The 14,329-nt window shown below is 67.6% G+C and carries 20 protein-coding genes; all 20 read right to left on the reverse strand.

Translation table 11 applies throughout. From position 1 onward, the window contains the following. Positions 1–778 precede the first annotated feature (778 nt). Positions 779–1,462 (reverse strand): hydrogenase nickel incorporation protein HypB, encoded by a 684-nt coding sequence (gene hypB / locus FDZ84_RS26630; RefSeq protein ID WP_168588104.1) that lies wholly within the window; start codon positions 1,460–1,462, stop codon positions 779–781. Continuing rightward, positions 1,463–1,792 (reverse strand): hydrogenase maturation nickel metallochaperone HypA, encoded by a 330-nt coding sequence (locus FDZ84_RS26635; protein ID WP_168588105.1) that lies wholly within the window; start codon positions 1,790–1,792, stop codon positions 1,463–1,465. 2 nt (positions 1,793–1,794) lie between these two features. Further along, positions 1,795–2,904: a hydrogenase expression/formation protein HypE gene (gene hypE / locus FDZ84_RS26640; protein ID WP_246868446.1), complete on the reverse strand. Its 1,110-nt coding sequence runs from the start codon at positions 2,902–2,904 to the stop codon at positions 1,795–1,797. Continuing rightward, positions 2,901–4,028, reverse strand: coding sequence for a hydrogenase formation protein HypD (hypD, locus tag FDZ84_RS26645; RefSeq protein WP_168588106.1), 1,128 nt, complete (start codon positions 4,026–4,028; stop codon positions 2,901–2,903). The genes hypE and hypD overlap by 4 nt, the downstream gene beginning before the upstream one ends. 61 nt (positions 4,029–4,089) lie before the next feature. Beyond that, on the reverse strand, positions 4,090–4,359 hold the full coding sequence (locus tag FDZ84_RS26650) for a HypC/HybG/HupF family hydrogenase formation chaperone (RefSeq protein WP_168588107.1): 270 nt from the start codon (positions 4,357–4,359) through the stop codon (positions 4,090–4,092). After that, positions 4,337–5,038: an SIS domain-containing protein gene (locus FDZ84_RS26655; protein WP_168588108.1), complete on the reverse strand. Its 702-nt coding sequence runs from the start codon at positions 5,036–5,038 to the stop codon at positions 4,337–4,339. The genes FDZ84_RS26650 and FDZ84_RS26655 overlap by 23 nt, the downstream gene beginning before the upstream one ends. Beyond that, the gene (locus tag FDZ84_RS26660) at positions 5,035–5,256 is read right to left on the reverse strand and encodes a HypC/HybG/HupF family hydrogenase formation chaperone (RefSeq protein WP_168588109.1); all 222 of its coding nucleotides are present in this window, start codon (positions 5,254–5,256) and stop codon (positions 5,035–5,037) included. The genes FDZ84_RS26655 and FDZ84_RS26660 overlap by 4 nt, the downstream gene beginning before the upstream one ends. Beyond that, positions 5,253–5,873 (reverse strand): SIS domain-containing protein, encoded by a 621-nt coding sequence (locus FDZ84_RS26665; RefSeq protein WP_168588110.1) that lies wholly within the window; start codon positions 5,871–5,873, stop codon positions 5,253–5,255. The genes FDZ84_RS26660 and FDZ84_RS26665 overlap by 4 nt, the downstream gene beginning before the upstream one ends. 89 nt (positions 5,874–5,962) lie before the next feature. Then, positions 5,963–6,094: a hypothetical protein gene (locus FDZ84_RS40135; RefSeq protein ID WP_256413574.1), complete on the reverse strand. Its 132-nt coding sequence runs from the start codon at positions 6,092–6,094 to the stop codon at positions 5,963–5,965. Then, a complete protein-coding gene (locus tag FDZ84_RS26670; RefSeq protein WP_168588111.1) occupies positions 6,084–6,770 on the reverse strand; it encodes a hypothetical protein in 687 nt (228 codons plus the stop codon). Before FDZ84_RS26670 ends, FDZ84_RS40135 begins: the two co-directional genes overlap by 11 nt. Beyond that, positions 6,767–7,423, reverse strand: coding sequence for a DUF6084 family protein (locus FDZ84_RS26675; protein WP_246868447.1), 657 nt, complete (start codon positions 7,421–7,423; stop codon positions 6,767–6,769). The genes FDZ84_RS26670 and FDZ84_RS26675 overlap by 4 nt, the downstream gene beginning before the upstream one ends. Further along, positions 7,420–7,623 (reverse strand): hypothetical protein, encoded by a 204-nt coding sequence (locus FDZ84_RS26680; protein ID WP_168588112.1) that lies wholly within the window; start codon positions 7,621–7,623, stop codon positions 7,420–7,422. Before FDZ84_RS26680 ends, FDZ84_RS26675 begins: the two co-directional genes overlap by 4 nt. A gap of 9 nt (positions 7,624–7,632) precedes the next feature. Further along, the gene (locus FDZ84_RS26685; RefSeq protein ID WP_168588113.1) at positions 7,633–8,241 is read right to left on the reverse strand and encodes a DUF5947 family protein; all 609 of its coding nucleotides are present in this window, start codon (positions 8,239–8,241) and stop codon (positions 7,633–7,635) included. 5 nt (positions 8,242–8,246) lie between these two features. Then, positions 8,247–8,789 (reverse strand): NifU family protein, encoded by a 543-nt coding sequence (locus FDZ84_RS26690; RefSeq protein ID WP_168588114.1) that lies wholly within the window; start codon positions 8,787–8,789, stop codon positions 8,247–8,249. A gap of 2 nt (positions 8,790–8,791) precedes the next feature. After that, positions 8,792–10,561 (reverse strand): nickel-dependent hydrogenase large subunit, encoded by a 1,770-nt coding sequence (locus FDZ84_RS26695; protein WP_168588115.1) that lies wholly within the window; start codon positions 10,559–10,561, stop codon positions 8,792–8,794. A 22-nt stretch (positions 10,562–10,583) separates the two neighbouring features. Continuing rightward, complete coding sequence (locus FDZ84_RS26700) at positions 10,584–11,618, reverse strand: hydrogenase expression protein HypE (protein ID WP_168588116.1); 1,035 nt, start codon at positions 11,616–11,618, stop codon at positions 10,584–10,586. Positions 11,619–11,746: 128 nt separating this feature from the next. Further along, positions 11,747–12,235: a hydrogenase maturation protease gene (locus tag FDZ84_RS26705; RefSeq protein WP_168588117.1), complete on the reverse strand. Its 489-nt coding sequence runs from the start codon at positions 12,233–12,235 to the stop codon at positions 11,747–11,749. Continuing rightward, positions 12,232–13,125 (reverse strand): hypothetical protein, encoded by an 894-nt coding sequence (locus FDZ84_RS26710; protein ID WP_168588118.1) that lies wholly within the window; start codon positions 13,123–13,125, stop codon positions 12,232–12,234. The genes FDZ84_RS26705 and FDZ84_RS26710 overlap by 4 nt, the downstream gene beginning before the upstream one ends. A 228-nt stretch (positions 13,126–13,353) precedes the next feature. Beyond that, complete coding sequence (locus FDZ84_RS40140; RefSeq protein ID WP_256413575.1) at positions 13,354–13,485, reverse strand: hypothetical protein; 132 nt, start codon at positions 13,483–13,485, stop codon at positions 13,354–13,356. After that, on the reverse strand, positions 13,482–13,955 hold the full coding sequence (locus tag FDZ84_RS26715; protein ID WP_168588119.1) for a hypothetical protein: 474 nt from the start codon (positions 13,953–13,955) through the stop codon (positions 13,482–13,484). The genes FDZ84_RS40140 and FDZ84_RS26715 overlap by 4 nt, the downstream gene beginning before the upstream one ends. Positions 13,956–14,329: the final 374 nt, after the last annotated feature.

A 14,329-nucleotide genomic window follows, 5' to 3' on the forward strand; every position in this document is an offset into this window, starting at 1 on the left:
TCCACCCAGCTACCCGCAAGAGCCCTCGCGTTCTCGATCCGGCCAGCACGCCGGAGGCGGCGGCGAAGCCGCCTACACGGTCTGGCACCTCATAGCCGGCATCGAAGCCGAAACCCGCACCGAAGACACCGGGCGGAACAAGAACACCTCCCCAGACCACCGGGATCTCCCCAGCCGACCCAGGCGAGCTCGGCGCCCCGGGAGGAGCCCACCGGGTGGCGCCACCTGTGTGTCTGAACGCTCGTGAGTGATCCTTCCGGTTCTTACCGGAAGGATCACTCACGAGACCTGACCTCCCCAAGCCGGGCCGGTGCGGCGCCTCCCCTGGCCTCCGCCGCACCAGCCCTTCCCCGGTGACCGGGCGCGAATGCCCCACGCGCCCGGTCACCGACCGCCCTGCGCTTCAGGAAGAACGACATGACACCTTCAGGCCGCCCGGACGCGATCGGAATGCCCTGGCTTCGCCTCGTAGAGACAACTCACGCCGCACGAAGCGAGTAGGTCGATCAGGTCGGCTGCCGGGCGAACCGGCACCGCAATGGCGAGCTGGTCGTGCTTGACCCTTCGAACCCTGTTTCCGCCACACCTGCGCCCATCCGGACACCGACTGCGGCGCTACCGCGAACACCAGCGCCGCCTCGACCTGCCTCATCCCACCATGCACCGCCGCGACCACCCTGCGCCGCAGATCCTCCTGCACCTCAGGCGATAACCTCCGCGCATCCCGCACACCAGCGATCCCGCCAGACCAGCGAAGATCACACCCTTGAGTTCCCTATCAATAACCGTGCGCCTGTTCACCGAGCCAGTCGTACCACTCGGTGATGCCTTCGCCGGTGGTGACCGAGAGGCGCTGCACCCGGACGCCGGGATTGGCCATCGAAGCGGCGTCGATGAAGCCGGCCACGTCGAAGTCTACGTGGGGCAGCAGGTCGATCTTGTTCAGCAGCACCAGATCCGCCGCGCGGAACATGTGCGGGTACTTCAGCGGCTTGTCCGCGCCCTCGGTCACCGAGGCGAGGACGACGCGGGCCTGCTCGCCTAGGTCGAACAGCGCCGGGCACACCAGGTTCCCGACGTTCTCGACGAACAGCACGGAATGGTGCGGAGGCCGCAGCGCCCGCAGTCCGTCGGCCACCATCGTCGCGTCCAGGTGGCAGCCCGTACCGGTGTTGATCTGCACCACCGGGCAGCCGCTGTCCCGCAGCCGAGCCGCGTCGAGGCCGGTCTCCTGGTCACCCTCGACGGCCGCGAGCGGGGCAGCGTCGAACTCGCGCGCGGTTCGGGCCAGCAGGCTCGTCTTGCCGGAACCGGGCGAGCTCATCAGGTTGATCATCGCGATCCCCCTGGCCTGCAGCCAGTTCCGGTTCGCGTCCGCGAGGCCGTCGTTCTTGGCCAGCACCTGCTGCTCCAGGACGATGGTCTTCGATTCCTCGTCGGCGCATCCGCACGTACCGCACATCTATCCCACCTCCACTGCCTTGATCCGCAGTTCCTGTCCGGCGAGCACCGCTATGTCGACGCCGCCGCACGCGCAGCGCGTGATCAGGTCGTCCATGTCGATTTCAAGTCCGCACGAACGGCATTCGCCGCGACCGGCCGGCTCGGTGATGTCCAACCGGGCCGATGCCAGTCGCGTGCCGTCCGCCACCAGCTCGAAGCAGAACCGGATCGCGTCGGGCACCACGCCGGAGAGCCGCCCGACCTCTAGATGCACGCATTTGATGGCCGGCTCCTCGACCGCGTCCAGCACGGCGTCCACGATGCTCTGGGTGATGCCGAGCTCGTGCACGGCTAGCAGATCCGCGGGAGGGGGTCGCCCACCAGCAGATCGACGATGCGGGTGCCGCCGAACGTCGTGTTCAGCAGCACCAGCCCCGGCGGGTCGTCCGCGACGCGTCCGATGAGCGCGGCCTGTTCTCCCAGCGGATGCGCCCGCATCGCCTGCAGCGCTGCCTCGGTCCGAGCACCTGGGACGACTACGACGATGCGTCCCTCGCAAGCCACGTAGAGCGGATCGATCCCCAGCAGCTCCGAGGCGCCCCGCACTTCGGTGCGCACGGGTACCTCCGCTTCGTCCACGACGACTGCTACCTGCGCGGCCCGGGCGATCTCGTTGAGGATCGTCGCAACACCGCCCCTCGTCGCATCGCGGAGCGCCCGGACGTCCGGAACCGCCGCGAGCAGGTCGGCGACGAGCTGGTGGACGGGCGCGGTATCGGAGACCACGTCGGAGTCGATGTCGAGTTCGCCGCGGGCGAGCATCACCGTCACCCCGTGATCGCCGATCGGGCCCGAGACCAGGACGGCATCACCCGGACGGACCGTGTTGACGCCCAGCCGGTGGTCGGTCCGCATGACGCCGACGCCCGAGGTGTTGATGTAGCAGCCGTCCGCCTTGCCCTTCTCCACGACCTTCGTGTCGCCGGTTACCACCCGCACCCCGGCCGCCTGCGCCGCCTTCGACATCGATTCGACGATGCGGGTCAGGTCGGCGACCGGGAAGCCCTCCTCGATCAGGAAACCGGCCGACAGGTACTGCGGTGTCGCGCCGGAGACGGCGAGGTCGTTTACCGTGCCGTTGACGGCCAGGTCGCCGATGTTCCCGCCGGGAAAGAACAGCGGCGACACCACGAACGAATCCGTGGTGAAAGCCAGCCGGGTTCCGTCCACCGCCAGCTCCGCACCGTCCTCCAGGGGTTCCAGCAATTCGTTGCGGAACGCCTCCAGGAACACGGCCTCGACGAGCGTCTGCGTCGCCTTCCCGCCGGAGCCGTGGGCGAGGGTGATCCGCTCCTCCTTCACCTTCGGCTTGCGGCGGCGGGCCTTCTCGATCCGGTCGAGTACTTGCTGCTCGGGGTCGCGCTGCTCGTCGGTCAGCTCCGCTCGGGGTTCCGCGCTCATGTTCGGCTCGCCTCCCTGACGCGTTCCCGGCTGAACCGGCCGAAGTTGTAGTACGCGGCGCAGGCTCCTTCCGGCGAGACCATGCAGGTGCCGATCGGTGTTTCCGGCGTGCAGGCCGTGCCGAACACCTTGCACTCCCACGGTTTGAGGACGCCCTTGAGCACCTCGCCGCACTGGCATGCCTTGGGGTCGGCCACCCGCACCCCGGGCAGGTCGAAGCGCCGTTCGGCGTCGAACCGCGCGTACGCCTCGCGGAGCCGCAGCGCGGAGTGCGAGATGAAACCCAACCCGCGCCACTCGAAGTACGGCCGCAGCTCCATGGTCTTGGCGATCGCTTCCAGCGCGGTCGTGTTGCCCTGCCACGGCACCACGCGGGCGTACTGGTTCTCGACCTCGCAGCGGTTCTCCGCGAGCTGCTTGAGCAGCAGGTAGATCGATTGCATGATGTCCAGCGGTTCGAAGCCCGAGACCACCACGGGCTTGCCGTAGTCGCGGGCGATGAACTCGTACGGCCGGCAGCCGATCACCGTCGACACGTGCCCCGGCCCGAGGAACCCGTCCAGGCGCAGGTCGGGGGAGTCCAGGATCGCCTTGATCGCCGGGATGATCGTCACGTGGTTGCCGAAGACGGAGAAGTTCTCCAGGCCCTCCTGCTCGGCGCGCAGCAGGGTCATCGCCGTCGACGGGGCAGTGGTCTCGAACCCGATCGCCATGAACACAACGTGCCGGTCCGGTTTCTGCCGGGCGAGCTTCAGCGAGTCCAGCGGCGAGTACACCATGCGGATGTTGGTGTCCTCGGCGTTCGAATCGAAGAAGTTCCCGTTGCTGCCGGGTACCCGCATCATGTCGCCGAACGAGGTCATGAGCACGTCCGGTTGCCGGGCGATGTGGATGGCGTCGTCGACCCGGCCCATCGGGATCACGCACACCGGACACCCGGGGCCGTGCACCAGGGTGACGTTCGCCGGCAGGTAGTCCTCGATCCCGTGCTTGTAGATGGTGTGGGTGTGGCCGCCGCAGACCTCCATGAACTTGTACTGCCGGCCCGGCTCGCAGAGCGCGGCGATCTCGGCCGCCAGCGCCCGCGCCTTGTCCGCGTCCCGGTACTCGTCGACGAATCGCATCCGCCCCCCTTTGAGCGTTTTCCAGTCTCTTTTTGCATAGCGGTGCGGGCAGCGGAATCAGTCATTCGATGCGGGAGTCCTGCAGCGCATCGATCTCGTCGGTGTAGGTCTGCCCCAAGCCCTCCAGGAAATCCAGCACCGCACGCGCTTCGGTCTCGTCTATTGTGGACATTGCGAATCCGACGTGGATCAGGATCCACTCGCCCGGCTCGGGTGGTCTGCCGAGGAGGCTGACGTTGATGTTGCGGCGGACGCCGCTGACTTCGACCTTGGCCAGATCCGGGCGGTCCGGCAGGATCTCGAGGACTTCACCGGGGATCGCGAGGCACATCGGCCGTTCCTCCTGTCCCGTGCAGCGTCAGCAAGGTCATCTCCCACAGCGCGTGGTAGAGCGTGGTCTGCGCTTCCTGGATGCGGTGCACCGAGGCGGACGGCACCACGAAAAGGCGGTCGATGTGCTCGCACTCGGCCATCCGGCCGCCCTTGTCGCCGGCTATCCCGATCGTGAGCAATCCGCGTCGCGCCGCTTCTTCGAACGCCCGCAGCAGGTTCGGCGAGTTCCCGCTGGTGGACAGCCCCACCGCAATGTCGTCGCGGCGGCCGAAGGCGCCGATCTGGCGGGCGAACACCACGTCGAACCCGATGTCGTTGGACAGGGCGGTGACCACCGCGATATCGCTGGTCAACCCGATCGCGGGCAGCGCGGGTGCGGTAGCGCCCGGGTTCAGGAAGAGGCTGGCAAGGTCTTGCGCATCGGTGGAGCTGCCGCCGTTGCCGAAGGTGAGCAGCCGCCCACCGCGGGCGAACCGTTCGGCCATCGCCGACGAACACGCGACGATCTCGTCGCGGTACCCCTGCTTGACCGCCTCGCGCAACTGCATGATCTCCCGCGCCTTGTCCTGCGTGGACTGGCGCACTTCGGCGAGCACCGCATCGACGTCGCCGTCCGATGTCGACAAGAACGGGTACAGCGACTCGACAGCATCGGCACCTGAACTCACGGCGGTCACTCCTCCACGATCGCGATCGACTCACCGGCGTGGACCAGCACCGTGTCACCGGGACGAGCCGGAACCAGGGCGACGCTGACCACTTCTTCACCCGAATCGGTGGCCACGGCGGCGAGTTCGTCGCCCAGCAGCCGCAGTACCCGGACTTCCGTTGCCTCGTCCGAACAGGTCACGCAGGAATCGCCGCGGCAGGTTTCCCCCGGATCTCCGGATGTCATGCGCTCACCCCCTGCTGCAACGCGCCCGGGTGTTCGAAGAACACGTGCACGAGCTCCCACAGCACGTGGTACATGGTCACGTGCGCCTCCTTGACGACCCGCGGATCGACCGCATCGGCGATCAGCACGTGGTCGAGGCCCGCACGGGCGATGCGCCCACCGCCGCCGCCCGCCAGCCCGACGGTCAGCAGGCCTCGATCACGGGCCACGGCCAGGCCGCGCAGGACGTTCCCGCAGTTGCCGTCGGTGGAGATGCCCAGGGCGATGTCCTCCGGGTCGGCCAGGTGCCGGACCTGGTGGGCGAACACCTCGTCCAGCCCTTCGCCGGTGGCCACCCCGGTCACCGTCGCGACGTCCGCGGTCAGCGAGATCGCCGGAAGCGCCTTTTTGCCCACGATCACCGGGTGGACGAACTCGACGGCCACGTGCTGGGCGTCCGTGCTCGGCCCGCCGTTGCCGAACACGATGAGCTTGCCGCCCGCGTGGAACCGGGTGGCCATCGCATGGCATGCGCGGGCGACGCGTTCGGCGTCTCCGACGAGAGTCTGCAGCGGCGGCACCCGTCGTTCGAAGATCTCGTCGACGGCACGAGCAGCTGCTTGTCCGGACCACGGCATCGGGGTCACATCCTCATTCGCGATCGTGCGGCGTACCAACGCTAAGGTCCGTCATGAGCGGCGCACAACTTGATCTGCTTGCCCTGCAATCACATTCGAGAAGCTTTCACGTACCTCGTGATCGCGGGCACCTGCAGCGCGAGAACCACCGCCGCGACCGCGGACAGCACGCCGAGTGCCGCGTAGACGGCCTTGCGCGGCACATGGATGTCATCTTTCATCGACGGTTCCTCCCTCGAAAGCTCGATCAGCCAATAGATCGTCCACAACGGACATGACAGCCTCGATGGCCAGTCCTCGTCCAGCCGGACCAGCGCCACCGGTTTCACCGCAGCCGACCGAGGTGATCCGCACGCACCGGTGTGCCACTGCGGGCTGAAGCTGCGCACCCGAGTGGGCGAACCCCGGCAGATCTGCGATCTCGATCGAACGGACTTCGCCGGCAGCACCGGCGCACAGCAGAACCGCGGCGTCGCAATCCTCCAGCGAGCGAAGCAAATCCTGCCACCGGATCCCGAAGTTCGCGACGCGCACGCCTGGCGGAAGGTCCGACCTGCGCAGGTCTTCGGTGATCCGATGCGCTCGGCCTCCGCCGGAGCTGAAAATGTCGCCGACCCCCGCGACCAGGACCCGGCGCGCGCTTCCGCCGGGGAGCAGTTCGAGTTCTTCGGGGGAGAAGAAGAACCGGTGACCGAGCTGGCTCATCGGTCCGAGATCCACCGCGGTGTCACCGAGCAGCGACACGATCACGTAGACCCGGCCGTCCGCACCGTGCTCGACGCCTTCGACCTCGGCGAGCCTGCCCGCGAGAGCGATGTCCACGATGTCGGCGCGACGTGTTGGCCGCAGGCGCACCCGCATTCCGCTGGTCGGTACCGAATCCGCGCCCGGGCTCACGAAACGTCCTGTTCGGTGCGCGCCAGCAGCGCGCTGATCGTCTCGTCCCACGTGCCGAGGGCCCGCGCACGCCGGTAGTCGTGCAGCCGCGAGAAGCTGTCCTCGGACATCCGCACCCATCGGGTTCCGCCGAGCGCCTCGTGCCACAGGCCCGCTGCCAGATCGAAGGTCGTGTCCTGGGACCAGTCGATCTGCGCGGTCCGCAACCGCTCGTCCGGACCTAGGTGGAAGATCGTGCCGCTGAACAGAAAATCCAGCGGCACGGCGGCATCGCGCACCGCGTGGAAATACTTGGCGACCGCGAGTTCGACATCGTCGGTGCAGACGAGCTGCAACGGCACCACGACGTCGTCGTCGAACGGTCCGACGACGGTGGTCAGGCGCGCCCAGGGCAGCGGGCGCATCGTGGTCGCCCACCGCTCGGGAACGCCGAAGAGCTCCACGAGCTCGTCCTGCTCCGCGGCGCGGTAGCGGCGGCGGGCCGCAGCGATGCGGATCGCCGTGGTGAGGTTGATGGACCGGACGGAGCCGCCTCCGACCCGACGCACGTGGAGCTCGAAACTCAGCGCGGGCACTGCGGCCATGCGCACCGGTTCCGCCCCGGTGACGGCGAAGGCCAGTTCCGGCATGGCGCTGGGCAACCCCGCGGTCATGCTGGCGAGAGGTTTGGCATCGACGACAGGATGGGGTTGTGCCGCGCGGCGCCGATCCCGGTGGACCGGCGGGCCGTCGACGTCCCATCCGGGTGGTGTCCGGGCTGGCGTTGGTAGTGCCCGACCTGGTTGCCCTGCTCAACGCCCCGGACGTGCGCGGGAGTGTCGCGGTGCACTTGTGGTTTGCCGACCTTGATCACGTTTCCTCCTCAGGCTCTGCCCTGGTGCAGGTTCGCGAAGAACTCGGCGACCTGTCGCCAGACCTCGTCGCCGCCGCTGAAACCACGCCAATGCGTGCGCAGGAGCGCAACCAGCCGGTAGCACTCGTCCAGCGGCAGCAGCCACGCCACCGGCCCACTACTGAGCCGATTGATCAACAGCGCCTCGACGTCGCTTTCCAGCGTGGGCAGCTCGGGGTTCGCTTCGACCAACGACCGCCAGCTGCCCGGATCGACGGAGGCGCGCATGGTGCCGACCGGGTTGGGGTAGAACGCGGTGACGCGATCACTTTCGGCGTTGTGCACGAAGAACGCCAACCCGACTGGGATGCCGAACTGGGCCCACCCCACGTCGTCGAGCACGAACTCGGGTAGCGGTCGCGGTCGTGAGCGGATGCGGCGGTAGTGCCCGCCGCCGGCGGCGTGGTGATCGAACAGCACGCTGCACGCAGGACAGCTGCACGACAGGGCGCGGGTGGCGGTGTTGAGCAGGTGGCTGTGCTGGTCGGGCAGCTCGTCGGAGCAGAGATCGCAGCGCTCGGCGGGCCCGGCCCTCGGCGCGGGCCTGCGGTGGGCGAGCTGCCGCAACGTCGAAGGCATCGTGCTCACCTCTCCCCGGCCAGTCGCCCGGTCGCGAACAGGTCCTCGACGGGAATGACGGTGGACCCCTGCGGCGCGGCGGCGTCGATCTCCACGCTTTCGAGTTCCGGTGCTGCCGCCAACACCGCCTCTTCTACTGAGGTGCGCATCCGCGCCGCCGTGGACTGGCAGCCGCGAACCGCCACGCGGATTCGGGCAACGCCGTCCTGCACGTCGAGCAGATCGAGGGAACCGGGTTCGAAAGCGTCCTCCACCTCGGCCAGCGCGGTGCCGATCCGGCCCTCGATGCCGACCGGATGCAGGTCGTGCACCAGCAGCAGGTGTGAGACCAGTTCGTCGCGGGCGACGTCGGCGAGGACTTCGGGGTGCCCGGCCTGCTCGATGTGCCGCAGCAACCGCGCCAGGCATTCCCCGTACAGACCGACGACTGCCTGCACGGCCTCGATCGCATGCGTGCCCGCGACCGGTTCCACCCCGGACCCCAGGTCGGAGAGCAACGTCTCGGCGCGCACGATCTCGTCGCGGACCTGCTCGGCGTCCCAAGGCATGGTCAGGAGCCCGCGCCGAACATCGGCGAGTGCGTTCGTTCGAGCACCCGCCCGCCACCCAGGTACATGTGCACACCGCAAGGCAGGCACGGGTCGAAGCTGCGCACGGTCCGCATGATGTCGATGCCCTTGAAGTCGTCGCGCCCGTTCTCCTCGAAGATCGGTTGGCCCTGCACGGCGTCCTCGTACGGGCCGGGTGTGCCGTAGCTGTCGCGCGGGCTCGCGTTCCACGGCGTCGGCGGGTACGGGTGGTAGTTCGCGATCTTGCCGTCCCGGATCACCAAGTGGTGCGACAGCACGCCGCGGACCGCTTCGTGGAAGCCGACGCCGATCGCCTCGTCGGGCACGTTGAAGTCCTCGAACACCTTGGTGTTGCCGGACCGCACTTCGGCCAGCGCGCGGTCCAGGAAGTACTGCGCCATCCCGGCGGCGTAGGCGACGAAGTACATCCGCGCCCGGTTGCGCTCCAACGTGTTGGGGAACTGCGGCGGGCGCCATTCCAGCTGCATGTCCGGCAGCGACTGCCCCTTGGCCAGGTCGATCTGCACGCTGTGCCCCGTGGAGCGCACGTAAGGCGTGTTGACGCGCCCGGCGAGCGCGGTGGCCCACAGCCGCGCGATCGGACCGCCGCCGGTGTCCAGCGCGAGGTGGTCGCCGGAACGCTTGTCGAACCAGCGTGGACTCATCACCCAGCTGTACTTCCCGCCGTCGAGATCGCGTTTCTGCGGCTGGGGGACCGTCGTCTGGTTCCAGGGGTGGCGCTGGTCGACCGGGTTCCCCAGCGGGTCCCGGTCCACGAACGTCTGCTCGTTCGCCCAGTCCTCGTAGTAGGAGCTGCCCAGCAGGATGCGCATGCCCAGGTTGATGTCGACCAGGTCGGTGGTCAGCAGTTCGTTGTCGACCACGATCCCCGGGGTCACGAACATCGCGCGTCCCCACTCGCTCATGTTCCGGTAGTCGTAGTCGACCACTTCGGGATCCTGGAAGCACCCCCAACAGCCAAGCAAGGTGCGGCGCCGGCCGACCTCCTCGTAGCCGGGCAGGGCTTCGTAGAAGAAGTCGAACACGTCGTCGTTCATCGCGACCGCGCGCTTGATGAAGTCCAGCACCCGCACCAGCCGCACCTGGTAGTCGGTGAACAGTTGCGGGGTGGCGACCGTGCCGACCCCGCCCGGGTAAAGCGTCGACGGGTGCACGTGCCGCCCTTCCATCAGGCAGCACATCTCGCGCGTCACGCGCGACATCTCCAGCGCGGTCTTGTAGGTCTCGCCTTCGAAGGGGTTGAACGACCGCATGATGTCGGCGATCGTGCGGTGGCCGTGGACGTTCCCGCGCGGCGCATCGGTCTGCTCGGCCCGCTTGAGCAGCGACGGGTTGGTCTCCGACACCATCTTCTCGCAGTAGTCGACGAAGACCATGTTGTCCTGGAAGATCGTGTGGTCGAACATGAACTCCGCGGCCTCGCCGAGGTTGATGATCCACTCGCCCAGCGGTGGGGTCTTGACTCCGTAGGCCATGTTCTGCGCGTAGATCGAGCACACCGCGTGGTTGTCCCCGCAGATCCCGCAGATCCGGCTGGTGATGAAGTGGGCGTCGCGCGGGTCCTTGCCCTTCATAAACACGCTGTACCCGCGGAACAGCGATGAGGTGCTGCGGCACTCGACGACCTCGCTGTTGTCGAAGTCCACTTTGGTGTAGATGCCGAGATTGCCGATGATCCGGGTGATCGGATCGAACTCCACCTCGACGAGGTTCCGCTGTTGCGCGCTCATGCCGCTGCTACCTCCACCTCTGCTACCGCGGCTGGAAGCCGCTGGTCAGTTCGGCCCGGTTGTGCCGCCACTTCGGTTCTCGGTTCGCACTGTGGTTGGTGATGCTCCGCAAGGTCCGGACCAGCGGCCCGTACGCCCGCAGCAGGCCAGACGAGAAGCTGCCGCCGGGCGGCTCATCCATGAACGGCATGAACTTGTCCGGGAATCCCGGCATCGTGCAGCCGATGCAGATCCCGCCCACGTTGGGGCAGCCGCCGATGCCGTCCATCCAGCCTCGTTTGGTGACGTTGCAGTTGACCACCGGTCCCCAGCAGCCGATCTTCACCTGGCACTTCGGCGAGTTGTAGTCGAGAGCGAAGTCGGCCTGCTCGTAGTAGCCGGCGCGGTCGCAGCCCTCGTGGACGGTCTTGCCGAACAGCCACGTCGGACGCAGTTGCTCGTCCAGCGGGATGGTCGGCGCCAGCCCGGCGGCCTGGTGCAGCAACCACAGCAAGGTCTCCATGAAGTTGTCCGGTTGCACCGGGCAGCCGGGCACGTTGACGATCGGCAGCCCACCGGCGGAGCGAAAGTCCGCCCCGAGGTAGTCGGCCAGGCCCATGCACCCAGTCGGATTGCCGGCCATGGCGTGGATGCCGCCGTAGGTCGCGCAGGTGCCCGCCGCCAGCACCGCCCACGCCTTGGGCGCGAGCCGGTCGAGCCACTCGTTGAGGGTGCGCGGCTCCCCGGTCTCGGGGTCGTTTCCCATGGACGTCCAGTAACCGTCGCCGTTGATCCGCTCGTTGGGGATGGAGCCCTCCACGACCAGGATGAACGGGCCAAGCTCGTCGCGGTCGGCCTGGTGAAACGCGGCCATGAAGTCCGCGCCGGTCTCGTAGGCCAGCACCTTGTTGTGCAGGTGCACCTTCGGTATTCCCGGGACCGTGCCCAGCACCACGTCCTCGATGCTGGGCAGCGTCGCGTTGGTCACCGACACGGTGTCGCCATCGCAGCTCATGCCCTCGGAGGTCCACAGGATGTGGACCTCGTCTATGTTCGACGGCGTCGACACAGCACTCATATGCCACTCCGGATCTCCGGTTTCCGCCAACCACTTCGCAACGTCGGCTCCCCCTGACGGCCGACCGTGGCGGCGAGGCCCGCCGCCACCGTAAGTCCATCTGCCCGGCGCAGCACCAGGATCATGCGCTACCCGCTGGTTCGGGTTCCGGCGTCGATCGCGTCGGCGACCAGGTTCCGCACAGTTCTCTCGGCTGATCCGACGGATTCGGCCACCCGTTCGGTGAGTCCCCACCGGCACGAGCAGTCCGCGGGTTCGCACCCGACGACAAGGACGCGGCCCAGCGGCACGCCGAAGCCCTTGCAGCAGGCGAGGACCGCATCCGGGTTCATGCCGTGGCTGTCCACGCCGGCGGCGGGCTCGATCGCCGCCAGGTCGGGTTCGATGACCGAGACGGTTCCGGGTTCCTCGCCGCGCGCCACCGCGTCGACGAGGATCAGCAGGTCGTACCGGTCCATGAGTTCGTACGCCAGGTGCATGCCGCGGATTCCGAAGTCCGCGACCCGAGCGCCCTCCGGTGGTTCGCTGGCCAGCCGGTCGGCGACCGCGACGCCGAAACCGTCGTCGCCGAGGAACACGTTTCCGACCCCTGCGATCAGGATTCGCGGTCCCGTCATCGACGGCCGTCCGGGTAGCGCATGGTGCCGTGCAACCGGGAGAGCTGCTCCGCGGAGAGCCGCTCCGCGCGATCGATGATCTCCGCGGCCTTGGGATCGGTTTCCCGGGCCTCGCGCTTCTCGTCGTCGGTGAGCGTCATCGTGCGCAGCATGAGGATTTCGTCGATCTCCGTGGCATCGAACAGATCTCCCGGGCTCTGCGGAGCGATCGCCGGGTAGTCGTAGAGGATGATCGGCGCGGACAACACCACGTCTCGTCGCCCCTGCTCCCCGACGAGCACCGGCCAGGTGTGCTCGTTGCGGCACGCTTGCGCGGCCTCGCGAACGCCTTCGGGTGGATCCAGCAGCGAGATGAAATGCCCGCCGCGCAACGCAAGCACGGTGTGCGCCGAAACCAGCGAGCTCCGCAGCATGCCTTCGCGCTGCGAACGGGGGTTCCGCTGCGTCCGGTTCTCGACCACGACCGCTAGGCGCTGCAAACCTCCCCCGATCGAAGTCGTGCGGATGCCGATCGTCCCGCGCAGGGGCAGCCAGCGTTCGCGCTCGTTCTCGCCGCCCGGCAGTTCGAACGGGATATCCGCTGCGACGTCGTGTCGATCGAGTTCGACCGTCGCAACGATCTCGCGCAGGCCGCCTTCGTCCCAATCGGGTTCAGCCTTGCGAGTGCGCAATTGCAGGCAGCGCACCAGCACTTCGAGTTCCGCGCCCGGCTGCGCGACGAGCAAGCACTCCGTGCGGGCGAACGATGGTTCGGATTCCTCGCCGTGCGGTGCCAGCACGCCGAACTGCCAGCGCATCCGGTTCTTCAACGCAGAAGCCCGGTACGGGTACAGCAGATATCCTTCGAACAGAACGGCGTCGGCCACCGCGCGTGCGTCGTCTAGGCTCACTGGTCCACTCCGTCGGTCGGGAATTCGGAACTGGACCGGAGTGTCAACCGAGATGGGCGGCGAAGCACCTCCGGAGCACCACGACCGCGTCATGCGTCCCGTCGTCCAGCGCCTGCCGAGCTCGCCGTCGATCCGGCGCCACAGGCGAACTGGGCACCCGACTCCGTCTTGCACGTCCTGTTCATCGCCTACCTCGCGCGGGCTAACGGCTGGTTGCTGTCAAACCGCTCAGGGCTGGTCGGTGAGGTTCAGCGAGGCAAGCGTGTTCTCACGGTCGCGGATGTATTCGAGTTCGGCGACCGTGGCCGGGCGGAACCAGTTCAGCAACTCGGCGAGAGCCCGCTGTTCATGCGGCGTCACCGAGATCTCATCCTTGACCAGGCTGCGCAGAGATTGTTGAGCATGATCGCTTGCTCCCCGGCGAAGCTCAGGGTGCGGTTGCTTTCGAGATCGTGTGGTGACAGCCGGTCTGCGAAGCGCTCAAGCAGCTGCTGAGATTTAGTGTTGAGCCAGTTCTGGTCGACGTTGGTGACCACTCGTGGTTGATCGGCAACCTGGAGCGAAGCCAATGTCTGATCGCGGTTGTTGATGTAGTCGTAGTCGCTGGCGTCGGTTGGCACCATGCCGAGGAGCTGGGCCAACGTGTCTTTCTCCGCAGGTGTCACTTCGGTGTGGCGGTTGACCAGCATCTTGCAGATCTCGTTGAGCAACGAGGTCGACTCGCCCGCTTCGCCCAGCGCCCGGTACGAGGGCAGCCGACGCTTCGGGAGCCGGTCGGCGAGTTGTTCCAGCAGCTCGCGTGCACCCTCGTTCAGCTTGGCGGCATCCATCGTCGTCCTGTCTCCGCTCACTTGCTAGCGGCAGTCGTGATCACCCCGGCGTGTACCGCGATGGCCTTTCGCTGCTGCGATCTCGTGCGCCCTCATGCAAATGTCGCAGCCGGCGGTTCGTCGGTGGAGGTGTGGCGATTTCGCGCGAAATCGCCGTTTTCCACGCCTGGCGGGCGGCGATTTCGCGCGAAATCGCCACTTGGCGCCCAACCGGGCATCGCGGGCCGCCTTCGTCTGCACAGGTCACGTGCGGGGCGGCGGGGTGCTCCTGGCGTTCGGCTTCTGCTTCGGCCCGCTTGGTGAGGTACTGGCCGGTCGCCTCGCGGACCTTGCCCCGCGCATCCCGCCTCGTGCCACCAGGCTGTCCGCCGCCG

The organism is Saccharopolyspora sp. ASAGF58 (genome assembly GCF_012277335.1).
Lineage (GTDB): Bacteria > Actinomycetota > Actinomycetes > Mycobacteriales > Pseudonocardiaceae > Saccharopolyspora > Saccharopolyspora hattusasensis.

What these genes read in the sequence shown, in the direction of transcription:
- hypB (WP_168588104.1), bottom strand. Translation starts at nt 1,462, where the DNA reads ATGTGCGGTACGTGCGGATGCGCCGACGAGGAATCGAAGACCATCGTC.
- FDZ84_RS26695 (WP_168588115.1), bottom strand. Translation starts at nt 10,561, where the DNA reads ATGAGCGCGCAACAGCGGAACCTCGTCGAGGTGGAGTTCGATCCGATC.
- FDZ84_RS26650 (WP_168588107.1), bottom strand. Translation starts at nt 4,359, where the DNA reads ATGTGCCTCGCGATCCCCGGTGAAGTCCTCGAGATCCTGCCGGACCGC.
- hypE (WP_246868446.1), bottom strand. Translation starts at nt 2,904, where the DNA reads ATGAGCGCGGAACCCCGAGCGGAGCTGACCGACGAGCAGCGCGACCCC.
- FDZ84_RS26665 (WP_168588110.1), bottom strand. Translation starts at nt 5,873, where the DNA reads ATGCCGTGGTCCGGACAAGCAGCTGCTCGTGCCGTCGACGAGATCTTC.
- FDZ84_RS26660 (WP_168588109.1), bottom strand. Translation starts at nt 5,256, where the DNA reads ATGACATCCGGAGATCCGGGGGAAACCTGCCGCGGCGATTCCTGCGTG.
- FDZ84_RS26715 (WP_168588119.1), bottom strand. Translation starts at nt 13,955, where the DNA reads ATGGATGCCGCCAAGCTGAACGAGGGTGCACGCGAGCTGCTGGAACAA.
- FDZ84_RS26705 (WP_168588117.1), bottom strand. Translation starts at nt 12,235, where the DNA reads ATGACGGGACCGCGAATCCTGATCGCAGGGGTCGGAAACGTGTTCCTC.
- FDZ84_RS26685 (WP_168588113.1), bottom strand. Translation starts at nt 8,241, where the DNA reads ATGCCTTCGACGTTGCGGCAGCTCGCCCACCGCAGGCCCGCGCCGAGG.
- FDZ84_RS26690 (WP_168588114.1), bottom strand. Translation starts at nt 8,789, where the DNA reads ATGCCTTGGGACGCCGAGCAGGTCCGCGACGAGATCGTGCGCGCCGAG.
- FDZ84_RS40135 (WP_256413574.1), bottom strand. Translation starts at nt 6,094, where the DNA reads ATGAAAGATGACATCCATGTGCCGCGCAAGGCCGTCTACGCGGCACTC.
- hypD (WP_168588106.1), bottom strand. Translation starts at nt 4,028, where the DNA reads ATGCGATTCGTCGACGAGTACCGGGACGCGGACAAGGCGCGGGCGCTG.
- FDZ84_RS26700 (WP_168588116.1), bottom strand. Translation starts at nt 11,618, where the DNA reads ATGAGTGCTGTGTCGACGCCGTCGAACATAGACGAGGTCCACATCCTG.
- FDZ84_RS26675 (WP_246868447.1), bottom strand. Translation starts at nt 7,423, where the DNA reads ATGACCGCGGGGTTGCCCAGCGCCATGCCGGAACTGGCCTTCGCCGTC.